The organism is Alteribacter populi (assembly GCF_002352765.1).
Taxonomy (GTDB): domain Bacteria; phylum Bacillota; class Bacilli; order Bacillales; family Salisediminibacteriaceae; genus Alteribacter; species Alteribacter populi.
This window is the reverse complement of the sequence record NZ_KZ293963.1, coordinates 2,195,784-2,211,818: the sequence shown is the minus strand read 5'-3', so window position 1 is coordinate 2,211,818 and position 16,035 is coordinate 2,195,784. Positions and strand designations below refer to the sequence as shown.

Annotated in this window: 13 protein-coding genes, 1 other RNA gene and 1 riboswitch; of the genes, 11 read left to right on the top strand and 3 right to left on the bottom strand. The window is 39.8% G+C overall.

The features are described from left to right. Positions 1-81 precede the first annotated feature (81 nt). The 10 genes from ssrA to CDZ94_RS10735 all read left to right on the top strand — a co-directional run bounded on the left by ssrA (position 82) and on the right by CDZ94_RS10735 (position 11,874). Positions 82-443, top strand: a transfer-messenger RNA (tmRNA) gene (ssrA, locus tag CDZ94_RS10780). 262 nt (positions 444-705) lie between these two features. Then, the gene (locus CDZ94_RS10775; RefSeq protein ID WP_096436907.1) at positions 706-1,392 is read left to right on the top strand and encodes a hypothetical protein; all 687 of its coding nucleotides are present in this window, start codon (positions 706-708) and stop codon (positions 1,390-1,392) included. A 273-nt stretch (positions 1,393-1,665) separates the two neighbouring features. Beyond that, positions 1,666-1,858: riboswitch (cobalamin riboswitch) on the top strand. A 379-nt stretch (positions 1,859-2,237) separates the two neighbouring features. Next, positions 2,238-3,356, top strand: coding sequence for a citrate synthase (gene mmgD, locus CDZ94_RS10770; RefSeq protein ID WP_096436905.1), 1,119 nt, complete (start codon positions 2,238-2,240; stop codon positions 3,354-3,356). A gap of 86 nt (positions 3,357-3,442) precedes the next feature. Further along, positions 3,443-4,879 carry a bifunctional 2-methylcitrate dehydratase/aconitate hydratase gene (locus CDZ94_RS10765; RefSeq protein ID WP_096436903.1) on the top strand — a complete coding sequence of 479 codons (1,437 nt, stop codon included), beginning with the start codon at positions 3,443-3,445 and terminating at the stop codon, positions 4,877-4,879. Positions 4,880-4,895: 16 nt separating this feature from the next. After that, positions 4,896-5,804: a methylisocitrate lyase gene (prpB, locus tag CDZ94_RS10760; protein ID WP_096436901.1), complete on the top strand. Its 909-nt coding sequence runs from the start codon at positions 4,896-4,898 to the stop codon at positions 5,802-5,804. A 17-nt stretch (positions 5,805-5,821) separates the two neighbouring features. After that, a complete protein-coding gene (locus tag CDZ94_RS10755; RefSeq protein WP_232735697.1) occupies positions 5,822-7,513 on the top strand; it encodes an acyl-CoA dehydrogenase family protein in 1,692 nt (563 codons plus the stop codon). A gap of 22 nt (positions 7,514-7,535) precedes the next feature. Beyond that, a complete protein-coding gene (locus tag CDZ94_RS10750) occupies positions 7,536-8,444 on the top strand; it encodes an NAD(P)-dependent oxidoreductase (protein WP_096436899.1) in 909 nt (302 codons plus the stop codon). Further along, positions 8,441-9,898, top strand: a complete 1,458-nt coding sequence (locus tag CDZ94_RS10745; protein WP_096436897.1) for a CoA-acylating methylmalonate-semialdehyde dehydrogenase — start codon at positions 8,441-8,443, stop codon at positions 9,896-9,898. The genes CDZ94_RS10750 and CDZ94_RS10745 overlap by 4 nt, the downstream gene beginning before the upstream one ends. Positions 9,899-10,001: 103 nt before the next feature. Beyond that, a complete protein-coding gene (locus CDZ94_RS10740) occupies positions 10,002-10,787 on the top strand; it encodes an enoyl-CoA hydratase-related protein (protein ID WP_096436896.1) in 786 nt (261 codons plus the stop codon). A 16-nt stretch (positions 10,788-10,803) separates the two neighbouring features. After that, positions 10,804-11,874 carry an enoyl-CoA hydratase/isomerase family protein gene (locus tag CDZ94_RS10735; protein WP_096436894.1) on the top strand — a complete coding sequence of 357 codons (1,071 nt, stop codon included), beginning with the start codon at positions 10,804-10,806 and terminating at the stop codon, positions 11,872-11,874. A 265-nt stretch (positions 11,875-12,139) separates the two neighbouring features. Here the strand turns inward: CDZ94_RS10735 and kynA are convergent, their stop codons facing one another. The 3 genes from kynA to kynU form a co-directional block, all read right to left on the bottom strand. Next, positions 12,140-12,994, bottom strand: coding sequence for a tryptophan 2,3-dioxygenase (kynA, locus tag CDZ94_RS10730; protein WP_096436892.1), 855 nt, complete (start codon positions 12,992-12,994; stop codon positions 12,140-12,142). Positions 12,995-13,092: 98 nt separating this feature from the next. Then, positions 13,093-13,737 (bottom strand): arylformamidase, encoded by a 645-nt coding sequence (kynB, locus tag CDZ94_RS10725; protein WP_096436890.1) that lies wholly within the window; start codon positions 13,735-13,737, stop codon positions 13,093-13,095. Between the two features lie 2 nt (positions 13,738-13,739). Next, on the bottom strand, positions 13,740-15,026 hold the full coding sequence (gene kynU / locus CDZ94_RS10720; protein WP_096436888.1) for a kynureninase: 1,287 nt from the start codon (positions 15,024-15,026) through the stop codon (positions 13,740-13,742). A 209-nt stretch (positions 15,027-15,235) separates the two neighbouring features. Here kynU and CDZ94_RS10715 point away from each other — a divergent pair, with 209 nt between their 5' ends. Next, positions 15,236-15,862 carry a TetR/AcrR family transcriptional regulator gene (locus tag CDZ94_RS10715; protein ID WP_096436886.1) on the top strand — a complete coding sequence of 209 codons (627 nt, stop codon included), beginning with the start codon at positions 15,236-15,238 and terminating at the stop codon, positions 15,860-15,862. Positions 15,863-16,035 lie beyond the last annotated feature (173 nt).

The window sequence follows — 16,035 nt, the reverse complement described above, 5'->3', positions numbered from 1 at the left end:
CGGAGAAATGGTGGTTTTTCCAACGACAGAAAAATTGAATAGCATCTATTCATGTTCTCCAGCTTTCCCATTTTATCTCATGGGGACGTTCTGGATTCGACAGGGGTAGGTCGAGCTTAAGTTGCGAGTCGAGCTGAGTGTCCTCGTATAAAACGCTCATCGCCTATAGTTGGCAAAGAAGAAAACAACTTCGCACTAGCAGCGTAACAGTTGCTTGCGGTTCCTCCCTTCATCGCCCATGTGAAGGATCAGGGACTCACTTATAGTGGGATACGCCTTGCGTCCACCGCCTGAGGACAAGAGGAAGAGATCAATCAGGATAGTTACACGGAAGCCTGTCAGCTGGCTGAAGTGATGGCGAAACGCTAATAAACTGACTACACTCGTAGACGCTTAGGTATCGTTATCTCTGGACGTGGGTTCGATTCCCACCGTCTCCACCATACATAAACTTATGAAGACTTCCGAAGCATGTTTCGGAAGTTTTTTTAGTAGGTAGGAAAGGTTATGCTTTATATGTTACTTTAAGGATTGCTCAAAATCGTATTTCTTTCGTTGTAAGAGACAGTTATGAGGATTATGAACTGTAACTCTTCACATAAAGAGACGTCTTAATACATAGAAACAATATCCAATTATCTTCTAGTTTAGCTGAAGAGCACAGTTGCTAGTAAGGCGATCATGTATAAGAAAGGAGCTATTCAAATGAAACCGATTAAAAAAGTCGTGTTAACTGTAAGTGGTGTTATGATTTTTTCTCTTTCAGGGTTTGGGGGGCAATTTACTTTAGCGGAAAGTGGTGAAGTAGATTCCTTTACAGAACAAATGCAGGAATGGGAAGAACAAGGGGTTGATCCGAATCATACTGAGGTGACTGAAAACATTATGGATTATATTGATGAAAATATAGAAGATGATGTTTTCGTGAGCATGCATATTGATCGTGAACAAAGAGATTTAGGGGTGCTCGTGTTTTCCTTTATAGAACAAATTAGTGAAGAAGCGAAACAAGATATAAAGAATTTAGTAGAAGAGCCTGCCGAAATCGAATTACGTGAAGTTACTTATACGGAAAGTGAATTAACAAAAAAGCAAGAGGAAATTGATTTAAGTGAATTTGAAGATCGAGGTATAACGATTCACCATACCGGTGTTGATGTTATTAATAATCAAGTCGACGTTGGGATCTTACCTTTTAATGAAGAGAACGCACAAATTATTTATGACGAATATGGCGCAGAGATGGTTCAGGTCGTTGAGGGCGTAGATGCACAGTTATTAGACGTATCAACAAGAGATGAGAATGCTAAACAGGTGAAAACAGAAGATAATAAGAATGTATTCCAAACATTCTTTCTTTCTATTAGGAATTGGTTCAATAATTTATTTTAAAAAGCCGAATTAGAAAGGTCAATTTTTCACCTTTTGAGACACTCTTTTAAAATAAACGACTGTTTTCGTAAAGTTTATTGCTTTTTGGGCAAGTATTTGCTTAGCAACAAGCTTTTTTATCCACAGAACCTAGCATTAGAGTAACTTTCTCGAATGAAATATATCGGTGTAAAACCGCAATTTATACACGAAATAGAACGCTACAACTCCAATCACACAAAAAACCATTTGTAAATTTTCAGAAAAATTGTTATATTGGATTGGTAAAAGTAAATAGTTTTAGAAAAAATAGGTGTAGATAATTTCTTATCTGCTTAAAAGGGAAGTTCGGTTAAAATCCGACGCTGTCCCGCAACTGTATTTGGGAGCAATTCGAAAACACCACTGTTTTCCGTGATGGGAAAACGGGAAGGTTCGAAACGCGATGATCATAAGCCAGGAGACCTGCCTGTTTTAGCAAGCATCAATACCTACGCGGATAGGGGGTGTTAAGTGCGAAATGGAAAGCATGCTTTTAAATTCTAGTCATTAGCATGTTTATTTAAGTATACAATCGTGACTTAACAACTTCTTCGGGAGTTGTTTTTTTTATTACTGAAATTCAGTAATGGTCATGATGGAGGAGAAGCTATGTTTGGAACAGTCGACTATTTTATGAATCACTTCAAGAGTTGCATTATGAACAATTACATTTTAAGAAACTCTTCTACTTTGCAAACAAATTATCAATGGCTAAATACTGAAATAAAAAATTTGAATGAGAAAACGGAGATATACTTATTTACGAAATCTTGAAAAGGCTTACAAAATTATAAATGAGGATTTATTTGGATGGGAGGATGAAGATGGAATCTAAAGTGGAGTATTCTCCAGGACTTGAAGGGGTAGTTGCTGCAGAAACAGAAATCTCTCTTTTAGATACAGTGCAAGGGAAAATTGTCATTCAGGGGTATGATCTTATTGAGCTTTCTCAAACAAAGGAGTATTTGGATGTCGTCCATCTTTTACTTGAAAAGACACTTCCTATGAACGATGAAAAGAAAGCTGTGCAAGAGGTGTTAAAGAAGGAGTATGAGCTGCCGCGAGGAGTGTTGGACGGCTTTAAGCTTTTGCCAGAGCAAACGCACCCAATGGACGGGCTACGTACAGGGATATCTGCTCTTGCAGGTTACGACAACCAACTGGAGGACCGTTCTTTAACAGTGAATAGGGATCGAGCTTATAAACTACTAGGGAAGGTTCCAAACATCGTTAGTAACAGTTATCGGATCATTAATAAAAATGAACCCGTAGCTCCACTTCAGAGCTTGTCGTATAGTGCCAATTTCTTTTATATGCTTACGGGAAAGAAGCCAACGTCATTAGAAGAACAAATCTTTGATAAGTCTCTTGTTTTATATAGTGAACATGAGATGCCTAATTCCACGTTTACTGCAAGAGTCATTTCTTCCACAAACGCTGATTTGTATGGGGCACTGACAGGGGCAGTGTCTTCATTGAAAGGGAACTTACATGGTGGTGCAAATGAAGCAGTCATGTATATGCTGCTTCAGGTGGAAACGGTAGAGCAGTTTGAGGAATTGTTGGAACGAAAGTTATTTAAAAAAGAACGGATTATGGGTTTTGGACATCGTGTATATATGAAGAAAATGGACCCAAGAGCACTTATGATGAAGGAAGCGTTAAAGCAATTGTGTGAAGTGAAAGGTAACAATTTGCTTTACCAGATGTGTGAAGCAGGAGAAAAGGTTATGGAAAGAGAAAAAGGGCTTTATCCGAATTTGGATTATTATGCAGCTCCTGTATATTGGATGCTTGGAATTCCGATTCCATTGTATACACCTATCTTCTTCAGTGCTAGAACGATAGGGTTATGTGCTCACGTGATTGAACAGCACAACAATAATCGACTGTTCCGTCCGCGTGTACTTTATACAGGAAAACAACATGTCTGCAACGATTGATTTATCTCGCAGCTGTTTATACCACTTGTAAACGCTGCTTTCAGGAGCATGACTTAAACCATTACATTTAGAAAGGGAAGATTCAATTGCTACAACTTAATGAACAAACCAATGTAGACCGTTTATTAGAGGAAATTACTGACTATGTACTGCATGAAGAGATTACTAGCTCAGAGGCGTTTGATACTGCTCGTTATGTTTTGCTTGATACCCTTGGCTGTGGAGTTCTTGCATTAGACTATCCAGATTGCACGAAATTGTTAGGACCAATCGTACCTGAAACGGTTGTACCCAATGGTAGTCGAGTTCCAGGAACGCCGTATGTACTAGACCCCGTTCAAGGAGCTTTTAATATTGGCTGTATGATTCGCTGGCTTGATTATAACGACACATGGCTAGCAGCAGAGTGGGGGCACCCATCTGATAACCTTGGTGGTATTTTAGCTGTGGCAGACTACATTTGCCGACAGAATGTAGCAGAGGGTAAAAGTGCGCTAACAGTGAAAGACGTGTTAGAGGCGATGATTAAGGCACATGAAATTCAAGGTGTGCTTGCTTTAGAAAATAGTTTAAATCGAGTTGGTTTGGATCACGTGCTATTTGTCAAGGTTGCGACGACAGCGGTGGTCACGAAAATGTTAGGTGGTCGTGCTGAGGAAATTACGAACGCACTATCTAACGCGTGGATAGACAATTCCAGCTTACGTACGTACAGGCAGGCTCCAAACACGGGATCACGTAAGTCGTGGGCAGCAGGTGACGCTACGAGCAGAGGTGTTTACTTAGCGATGATGGCTGTAAAGGGAGAAATGGGGTATTCATCTGCACTTTCAGCTCCAGGATGGGGCTTTCAAGATGTATTATTCAATAAAAAAGAATTGAAGCTCGGTCGTCCTTTAAGCTCCTATGTAATGGAAAATGTGTTGTTTAAAGTGTCCTATCCAGCAGAATTTCATGCACAAACGGCTGCAGAATGTGCTGTACAGCTTCACTCACAAGTGAAAGATCGTCTTGATGATATTGATAGCATTACGATCACGACACATGAATCTGCTATCCGTATTATTGATAAAAAAGGACCACTCCACAATCCGGCCGATCGCGACCACTGCTTACAGTACATTACCGCAATCGGCTTGTTGAAAGGGGATATTAAAGCCGAGCATTATGAGGATGGTGTAGCTTTAGATACTAACATTGATCGTTTAAGGGATAAAATGGTCGTTTTAGAAAATGAACAGTACAGTCGTGATTACCTTGAACCGAGCAAGCGCTCAATCGCCAATGCCGTTCAGGTTCATTTTAAAGATGGAAGTTCAACTGAAAATGTGGCAATTGAATACCCGCTAGGTCACCGCTTCCGTAGGGAAGAAGCCATTCCTAAGATTAAAGAGAAATTTTCTAGTAATATAAAAAATCATTTTCCAAGGAAACAGACACAAAGGATTGAAGATGTTTGTTATGACCAAGAAACATTAGAAAAAATGAGTGTTAAAAAATTTGTCGATTTGTTCTTAGTTTAATAAGGAGGACTCCTAGATGGCTTGGATAGTAGATCAACAGGTAACACAAAAAGAGCTGGCAGATCAATTTCGTTCGCTAATATCATCTCCAGAAATCCTGCAAATTCCAGGTGCTCATGATGCGATGGCTGCCTTAGTTGCAAAAAGTGCAGGGTTTTCGGCACTTTATTTATCAGGAGCAGCCTATACAGCTAGTCGCGGTTTACCGGATTTGGGTATTGTCACGTCAACAGAAATGGCAGATCGAGCTCGAGATCTTGTACGAGCTACAAATCTGCCTGTCCTTGTTGATATCGATACTGGCTTTGGAGGTGTATTGAATGTCGCACGTACAGCTAGAGAAATGATGGAAGCAAATGTAGCAGCCGTTCAAATTGAAGACCAGCAGCTTCCCAAAAAATGTGGACACTTAAACGGAAAACAGCTCATTTCAACAGAAGAGATGGTACAAAAAATAAAAACGATTAAAGAAGTAGCACCAGATATGGTTGTCGTAGCACGGACAGATTCTCGAGGTGTTGAAGGCTTAGATTCCGCTATCGATAGGGCAACAGCATACATTAAAGCAGGTGCAGATGCCATTTTTCCCGAGGCGCTCCAGTCAGAAGAGGAATTTCGCGTATTTTCAAATAAAATAACGGCACCATTGCTTGCGAATATGACCGAATTTGGAAAAACACCTTATTATACGGCAGAACAATTTGCAAGCATGGGATTTCAGATGGTGATCTATCCAGTCACATCACTTCGAGTTGCCGCTAAAGCATACGAAGACGTGTTTCAAATGATTAAAAAGCAAGGCTCTCAAAAGGATCGCCTTTCAAAGATGCAAACGAGAAGTGAATTGTATGAAACGATTTCCTATTATAAATTTGAGGACTTAGATAGTGAGATAGCCAAAACAGTTATACCTGATGAACATTGAAGATGAGGAGGGTCGTGATGGATGAATTAGCGCTTCATTCTTTATCACATGAGACGAGTGTTGATCTTTTTACGCCGGAAGATTTCAGCGACGAAGATCATCTCATATCGAAAACAACAGAACTATATGTAAACCAAGAAGTTGTCCCTCAATTACAGTCTCTAGAGCAACACAATTATGGGATCGCCCGCAAACTATTTGAAAAAGCAGGAGAGCTTGGTTTACTAGGGATCGAAGTTCCAGAGGCATGTGGAGGATTGTCCTTAAATAAAAAAATATCAGGCCTTGTAGCAGAAAAAATGGGTTATGGTGGATCATTTGGCGTTGCATTTAATATTCATGCTGGTGTCGGTACATTACCATACGTTTATTTCGGAACGGAGGAACAAAAACAAAAATATTTATCTAAGCTTTCCTCAGGGGTTTGGATTGGCGCCTATGCATTAACGGAATCAAATGCAGGCTCTGATGCATTAAACCCAAAAACGAGCGCTGTGCAAAATGATGAGGGCACAGCGTGGGTACTGAATGGAGAAAAGCAGTGGATTACGAATGCCCATATTGCTGATGTATATGTCGTCTTCGCAAAAACAGCAAAAGGCATGACGGCTTTCATCGTTGAAAGAACGTTTCAAGGTGTATCTATTGGTTCAGAAGAAAAGAAGATGGGGATTAAAGGATCTTCTACAGCAACGCTCATATTAGAAGATGTTTTAATACCAAATGAAAATGTACTTGGAGAAGTTGGTGAAGGTCATCATATTGCACTAAATATATTAAACATGGCACGTCTTAAGCTTGCGTTTGCGAATATTGGTTCGGCTAAACAGGCACTTCAATTGTCAGTTAAGTATGCGAAAGAACGGAAGCAGTTTAAAAAGCCCATCGCCGATTTTACAATTATTCAAGAAAAAATCGCAAATATGACTACCTCTATATACGGAGCGGAAAGTGCTACGTACCGAACAGCTGGTGTGTTAGATGAGGTGATCCAATTAGCAGATAACGGCGATAACATAAACAAAAAGATCGCCAATTATGCGATGGAATGTGCGATTAACAAAGTGAAGTGTTCAGAAGTGCTTGGTAGAGTTGTAGATGAAGCCGTTCAAATACATGGTGGATATGGCTATATGGAAGAAAACGAAGTAGAACGGTTATATCGAGATGCTAGAATTAGTCGCATCTTTGAAGGTACAAACGAAATTAATCGTTTGACAATCGCAAAATCGTTGTTGAAGAAATTCCGGCAATCTCGATTTACAACAACAGACATGACAAGTGAAACAAACAGTGATCGAAATGGACAGTACATTCAACTATCTAAACAATTACTTAACCAATCCTTAAAAGCGTTTTCTGTATCTGGTCTTAAGGTTGAGAAAGAGCAAGAATTGTTACGAATATTAGCTGATACGATGAGCGATTTGTATGTAATGGAGTCGTCCTATTTGCGCACAGAAAAAGCTAAAGCAAAAAATGGTCCGGAAAAAGAGAAGATCAAGCAATTGATGACAAATGTTTTATGTGAGGAAGGCTTCCGTAGAGTGGAAAAGGCCGTCATCTCTTTTATATCTGGGATCGTATCGAATGAAGAGGATAAAAAGAGCCTGCTAAATGAAGTCCGTCATCTTCATATTCCTCTATACAACAATCTATTTTCGTATAAACGAGAGATTGCAAAAGAGATCACCGATCGAGCTCGATAAACATTTAAATGGAGGAATTAAAATGGAAAAAATAGCGGTTATTGGACTTGGGAACATGGGGCTCCCGATGTCTAGTAATTTAATCGAATCCGGCTATACTGTTTATGGTTCTGATTTAAATGCGGACGCTGAAGCTTCTTTTCAACAAGCAGGGGGGGCGATTGGCGCTTCCATTCCTTCTTTGGGACAAAATTGTGATGTTATTATAACAAGCTTACCATCTACTGATGCAGTAGAGTCCATTTTTTTAGGAGACGAGGGACTCGTTAGAAACAGCCACCCGAATACCGTACTCATTGACACGAGTACGGTCACTCCGGAAACTAATAGTAAAATTGAAAAAGCTGCTAAAAAAAATGGCATTGATTACTTAGCTTCACCTGTCAGCGGAGGCGTTGTCGGTGCGCTCAATCGAACACTAACGTTCATGATCGGTGGTCCAAGAGAAGCCTATGAGAAAGCATTACCGGTATTGGATACATTAGGCGAAAATGTTGTCCATATTAGTGAAAAAATTGAAAGTGGAACGGTTACAAAACTCATTAACAATCTCCTCATCGGTTTTTATACGGCAGGGGTAAGTGAAGCACTTAACCTAGCGAAACAAAGTGATTTAGACTTAGATCAATTGTTTACTATTTTAAATGTTAGTTATGGTCAAAGTCGAATTTACGAACGGAATTACAAAAGCTTTATAGCAAGCGATCAATATGAACCCGGCTTCTCTTTAAAGCTTTTGAACAAGGATTTACGGTTTGCGCTAGATTTGGCAGAGAAGAAGGAACTAGATTTACCAATAAGTAAGGCGTTGTTTTCAATGTACGAAGAAGTGGAGAAAAATGGGTTTGGTGAAAAAGATATGTCTGTTCTTTATCGTAAAATTAGTGAACAGACGCCGTCTTTATTATCGGGAAAGGAGATGATGGAATGATTACGACAAAAGTCCAACATATTCAAAATCATATTGATGGTAAATGGGAAAATTCTACTGGCACAGAGGTTGAAGCGGTTCCCAATCCCGCAAATGGAAAGGTCATTGCGCACGTCACATTATCTACAATAGAAGACACTAATCGTGCGATCGAAGCGGCTCAGCGTGTCTATCCATCGTGGTCTGAAGTACCAGTTCCACAACGATCTAGGTTGCTATACAAGTATCTTCAATTATTACAAGAACAAAAAGAAGAATTGGCTGAAATTATTACATTAGAGAATGGTAAAACGTTAAAGGACGCACGCGGAGAAGTTCAACGTGGAATTGAAGCGGCTGAGCTAGCGACGTCGACACCAAATTTAATGATGGGTGAAGCACTTCCGAATATTGCAGAAGGAATTGATGGCTCCATTTGGCGTTACCCTCTTGGTGTCGTTGCAGGGATTACACCTTTCAACTTTCCGATGATGATCCCTCTATGGATGTTTCCGCTTGCCGTAGCATGTGGGAATACATTTGTGTTGAAAACATCAGAGCGAACACCTATTTTGGCAGGGAAACTAGTCGAGCTGTTTTATGAGGCAGGTTTTCCAAAAGGTGTCTTGAATTTAGTTCATGGCGGTAAAGATGTCGTAAACCGCTTAGTAGAACATACCGATGTTAAAGCGATTTCATTTGTAGGATCTGAACCAGTAGCAAAACATGTCTATCAAACAGGTACGGCTCATGGAAAACGAGTCCAAGCACTTGCGGGCGCAAAGAACCATGCACTGGTTATGACCGATTGTCATATCGACAAAACCGTTCAAGGTGTGATCGGATCGGCATTCGGCAGTAGTGGCGAACGATGCATGGCATGTTCAGTTGTTGCCGTTGAGGATGATATTGCAGATCAATTCATGGACGTTCTCGTGTCAGAAACACGTAAATTAAAAGTAGGAGATGGACGATACGAAGAAAACTTTGTTGGGCCATTAATTCGCGAAGTTCATAAAGAGCGTGTTCTTGGGTATATTGACCGGGGAGTTGAAGAAGGCGCTGAGTTATTGGTAGATGGCCGAGAAGGTGTAACTGATGAAGACGGGTATTACGTAGGGGCAACGATTTTTGACCACGTAAAGCCGGATATGAAAATTTGGCAAGACGAAATATTTGCACCTGTATTAAGTGTGGTAAGAGTAAAGGATCTTGAAGAAGGGATTCAAATTACGAATCAATCTAAGTTTGCAAATGGCGCAGTCATTTATACATCAAGTGGTAAAGACGCACAACGATTCCGTGAAAAAATTGATGCTGGAATGATTGGCGTTAATGTCAATGTCCCAGCTCCAATGGCGTTTTTCTCATTTGCAGGAAACAAAGCATCCTTCTACGGAGATCTCGGTACGAACGGAAAGGATGGTGTGCAATTTTACACTCGTAAAAAAGTCGTTACGGAGCGCTGGTTTTAAGCTGTGTTTTTACAAGGGAGCCATGGAAAAAGCGATGGTTCCCTTTTTTCGAAAGGCTGTCTCGAAATTTTTATGGTAAAAATGTGAAGGAGGGTATTGCAAGGTGGAATACAACTATACGAAAGTAATCAAAGAGAACTTTATCACGATCGTAGAAGTGAATAATCCCCCGGCAAACATGTTATCGTCTGCATGTATCGATGAATTGCGTGCACGCTTCAATACGTTAGCGGATGATGAAGAAACAAGAGCTGTTATCGTTACTGGTGCGGGAAGGTTTTTTATTGCCGGAGCGGATATAAAGGAATTTTTATCTGCTTTAGGAGACGAAGAAAAAGGATTGGCAATGGCAGAAGCAGGTCAAGCATTATGTAACGAAATCGAAACGATGAATAAGCCGGTGGTTGCTGCGATTAATGGTCCTGCCCTTGGAGGAGGGTTAGAGTTAGCGATGAGTTGTCATTATCGAATTGCTTCAAATAGTGCGACCCTCGGTTTACCGGAGTTGAAACTTGGTCTACTCCCGACGTTCGGAGGTACTCAACGCCTTGCGAGGATAACAGGCACGGCCAATGCATTGGATTTAATATTAACAAGCAAACAGCTTAGTGCAGAGGAAGCTGTCAATCTTGGGATTATTCAATTAGTAGCTTCTGAAAATGAAGTGTTAGAAACTGCAGTTGCGATTGCCAATACTCTTGTAGAAGGAAAGAGCATGACAAGTGTTTCACGAGTAGTGGAATGCATTATCCAAGGAAATCAGGAGCCCTTAGATGACGGGTTAAAAAGAGAGCGGGAAAAGTTTGCTGAGTTATTTTTAATTAACGATGCAAAAGAAGGCATTCAAGCTTTTATTGAAAAGCGAAAGCCTGATTTTCTACATTCATAAAAGGGAGGTTTTACAATTGACGAATGACGTGCTCTATTCGGTTAGTGAAAATGGTGTAGCAACCATAACGCTAAACCGCTCAAAGGCTATGAATTCATTGTCTCTTGAAATGTTGGAAGTGATTGGACAAAAGCTGGAAGATTGGGAAGCAGATAACCAGGTTCGCTTGATTGTCATGAAAGGTAGTGGTGAGAAAGGTTTTTGTGCTGGCGGTGATATTAAAACGTTATATGAAGCTCAGTCTAATCAAATGGCGTTGGAAAAAGCAGAACGTTTTTTTGAAGTAGAGTATAAAGTCGACCAATGCATCTATCAATATGCGAAACCAATTATCGCTTGTTTGGATGGTGTTGTGATGGGCGGGGGAGTTGGATTAACCTATGGAGCCAGTTATCGAATTGTCACTGACCGTACAAAATGGGCGATGCCAGAAATGAATATTGGGTTCTTTCCAGATGTAGGAGCTGCCTATTTCTTAAATAAAGCACCAGGATATACGGGACGCTACCTAGCCTTAACTGCATCTGTCATTCAGGCCTCAGATGTTATGTATATAAATGGAGCAGATACCTACATGAAGAATGATCATCTTGAAGCTTTTCTCTTACATGTTGAGAAAACCAATTGGCATAACAATGACGTAGACACTATACTTAAGCAGCTCGTAAGTCAATTTTGTGAGCTACCTCCAAATGCAAGTAAGCTAGCCGCATATCAAGAAGATATACATTATCACTTTTCTTTTGAAACGATTGAAGACATCGTCAAATCTTTAGAGGACAAATCGTGTGATTGGGCAACTAAAACAAAAGAAACATTGCTATCAAAATCTCCTTTCTCTTTAAAAATAACATTAAAGCAGCTAATTGAAGGAGAAAACAAAACACGAGAAGAGTGTTTTGCTACTGATTTAGTCCTTGCTACAAATTTTATGAATCACCACGATTTTTTCGAAGGGGTACGCGCAACTCTTATAGATAAAGACCATAATCCACATTATCAATATCAGCACTTATCAGATGTTTCTAAGGCAACAGTCCAAAGGTTTTGGAAGCATAGAGACGGTTCTCGTGCTTCTTCTTTGTAAATTTCCGGAAAACCTTCATCTTCATGATGGGGGTTTTTATTTTCGTTTAGGAACATGTGTTGGATAACGCCTTGTGCTGTTAGGTAGTTGTTCTACCTGTAGAATAAGAGGAAAAACGTCACCATCGTAAAAAGTATTTATACGTATTTCAATCACTCTTCCTTTCCATTAAGGAGTGGTTTAATGGATTTTTTTAGAAAAAAATGAGCCCCTCCAAAAGTAGAAGGGGCCTGCCATGATTAAGTTCTCATTGGAAAAAGGAACGCTATATTTCAGTGCGTAAATCCCATAATTCTGGGAAAAATCGGTGGTCTAATACCTTCTTTAAATAATCGACACCAGATGAACCACCAGTACCCGTTTTAAAGCCAATGATTCGTTCTACCGTCTTCATGTGTCGGAAGCGCCATTGTTGAAGCCAGTCTTCAATGTCTACTAGCTTCTCAGCTAATTGGTATAAATCCCAGTATTGATCTACATTTCGGTAAACCGTTAACCAAGCTTCTCGAACAGTAGGATCTTCTTTATACGGCTTTGAGAAATCACGATTTACCGTATCCGGATTAATTGCTAACCCTTTTTTTGCAAGCGCTTGGATAGCTACGTCATATAAACCTGGCGCATGATATGCCTCTTCAAGAATACGGTGAAGCTCTGGATCTTTCTCGTAAATCTTCAATATATGACTAGTTTTGTAGCCGAGAGCAAATTCAATTAAGCGATATTGATAAGATTGAAATCCTGATGCTTGACCTAAAGATTCGCGGAACTCCATGTATTCGGCTGGTGTTAATGTTGAGAGAACATCCCATGCTTGAATAATTTGCGATTGAATTTTCGAAACACGAGCTAAACGCTTGAATGAGGTTTGTAGCTCGTTAGCTTTAATCGACTCAATGGCTGCATTCGTTTCATGCAAGATCAATTTCATCCAAAGCTCGCTTACTTGGTGGATGATGATGAAAAGCATCTCATCATGGTGATCGGATAACCGTTTTTGACTAGAAAGAATATCATCTAACTTTAAATACTCCCCGTAGGTCATGTTGTTCATAAAATCGGTATGGATTCCTTTTTCAGATTCGGTTGCTTTGTGTTGTTGGTCATGTTTGTTAGTCATGCTTCCCCTCCTTGAAAATAGTTTTTTGAAATTGCAGTTTCAAAAAGTCTAGGTTCCGCTCTGATGATAGAGCGTTAAATTTATGTCGAATTTTCTTTTTATAAAGGTCTAATGACGGCGCGGACTGGGCTACCATCAGCATCTTTTAATGGTAAAGGAAGTGCGACTAGTTCATAATTTCCTTCATCAACATGATCTAGCATCAGGTTTTCTAAAATGTAAATATTGTTTTTGAATAGGGCGTGATGACCTTCTAGCTCTTTACTATCAAGAGGATCGACAGATGGGACATCGACACCGAGTAACCGGATCCCTTTTTCTTTTAAGTAATTAGCACCATCAGCTGTCACATAAGGAATGCTCTCGGGAAAGATCTCCGGTTGATTAGGAATCGATGTTTTAATAAGAAGTCGAATTACCCCTTCTAGATTAAAATGACGAAGCGTGGTTTTATCGATAACATTGTAGGAGGAAACATCGATTATTCGCGCCTCTCCGATATACAAGTTGATGTCTAAATCTAAGACTTTCGCGCCGTCATTAATAAAATGAAATGGGGCATCGACATGAGTTCCAGAATGGACACTGGTGGTGATTTGTCCAATATTAACTGAACCGGTTTGTTCCTTTGAATACGTGACTTTATATGAAAAAGGTGTATCTTCCGGCCAATGGGCTAGCTTTGAGTGCAATGGCTGTGAAATATCAATCCATGGGTTGTTGTCTTTAACGTTCTCGTTCATCGTTACGCCACTACTCCTCGTTCGTTTTTAAATTGCTTATATAATTCTTCCTCCATGATCGTTTTCAATACTTGAACACTTTTCCATACATCTTCAAATGTGTTGTATAAGGCAACGGGTGCTAAGCGAATCCCGTTTGGTGAACGAAAATCAGGAGTAATGTTCTTTGCTTTGAGTGCTTTACATATTCTTGCAGCCTCTGGGTGTTCAATATAAATATGGCCCCCACGCTTATGATCTTCTTTTGGGTTACGGATCGTAAACCCATGTTCAGCTAATTCATGACTAATGAGATCCATCATATAACGAGTCAGCTGTAGTGATTTCTTTCTGATATTTGTGATTCCTGCATCATTGAAAATAGACATTGATCCGATTAATGGAGCTATACTGAAGACATGGGGCGTTCCCATTTGATAAACACCAACGTGTTCTGCCGGTGTTAACTCATGATCCATGTCAAATTGTTTGTCTTTTTGCGAGCTGAACCACCCTGCAAGACCTGGGTGTCTACCAAAGTGTTTCTTGTTGACATACAATCCGCCAACGCCACCTGGTCCCCCATTTAAATGCTTGTAATTGCACCAGAAAGCAAAGTCAACTCCCCATTCACTGAGTTGGTGAGGGATAGAGCCGATTGAGTGACAAAGGTCAAATCCGATAAGAATATTTCGTTTATGCGCTTCTGCTGTTAAACGCTCGATATTTAAAATTTGCCCACTTCGATATAATACACTTGGTAAAACAATTAATGCGACATCGTCTTTCATTTCTTTAATGATATCGTCTTCGTTTAACGTGTGTCCGTCAGCGCTACTTACTTCGATTAAGTGCTTGTCTGGATCGTAGCCTTTTAGCTTGAGCTGACTTTGCAGAGCGTAAATATCTGTCGGAAAATTTAGCTCATCTGCTACTATTTTCGTCTTTTTATCGTCAGGTTTATAAAAGGAAGCGACTAATTGATGAAGGTTCACTGTTGTTGAACCGGTTACAATAACTTCTTCAGGAAGTCCTCCTACAAGTGGAGCCATTTTTTCACCTAATGATTCGGATAAATAAAACCATGGGTGTTCTCCCTCTGTCCAACCATCAATTCCGTAATTTTTCCAAGAATCAAGCAGGCTTAAGAGTGTTTCTTCTGCTCGCTTTGAAAGAAGTCCGAGTGAGTTCCCATCAAGGTAAATACTATCTTCTTTAATGTAAAATTCTTTGCGGTACGACGCAAGTTCATCTTGTTTATCTAAATGAATCGCGTGTTCTTGGCTGTAAGTATTTTTAGAAGCAGGCATATTCGCGAGACCTCCCAATAATTAAAGTAGTGATTTATTTATAGTTGAATTGTATAATGAGTATTGACATCATGTCAATGACGCCGTGTCAATTATTGGGGGTGCCTTGTATAACGTGAAAAGGTACGTAATTGCAATAAAAAAAACCTGCTTGTAAAATGGATATACTTATAATGTTGAGATGAACAGAAACCGAAAGTGGTGAACACATGGCGAACGAAAATGAAAACTTATCATCAAGGGAACGTCAAGCTATTCAAACGAGGAAGAAGCTTTTAAATGCGGGACGAGATATATTTTTAGAAAACGGATTCCAAAAAGCAACAATCTCACAGATAATCAAAAAAGCAAATACTGGATACGGTACTGCTTATGTCTATTTCAAAAACAAGGATGATCTTTTTATCATCTTAATGGAAGAATTAATGGGGCAGTTTTATGAAGTAGCAGAGCGTCAGTTTGAACCAAAAACAGAAAGGGAAGCACGTCAAATGATTAATGAGCAAGTACGTTCTTTTCTCAATTTGGCAATCGAAGAAGGCGCAATGATGAGGGTCGTTAAAGAAGCCGTTGGGATTTCTCCTATTGTTGAACAAAGGTGGAATAGCATTCGAGAACGCTTTATTGAGCGAATTTCTGTTGATATTCGTTATTCCCAGGCAAATGGTCTAGCAAAGCCCTCTTTTAGCCCAAGCCTTGTTGCGCGAGGGTGGTTTTATGCGAATGAAATGTTTATGTGGGATTGTGTAAAGGGAGAAAATCATTTTTTAATGGATGAAATCATTGATAATTTAACAAATCTTTATACAAGCGGATTATACGGTGGTATCAACTGACATAACAGAGCTATATTTTAGGAGGGAATACAGTCGGTTCTAGCTTCTGCTAAAATGTTCGACGCTTACTGTATCACCTTTAACTTCAGGAACGTAGAGGTTCATTTTCTTTTGAGAAGGACAGATCATTTATTAAGTTTCGATGTCTAATTCTTCAACCTGCTGTTCAAATA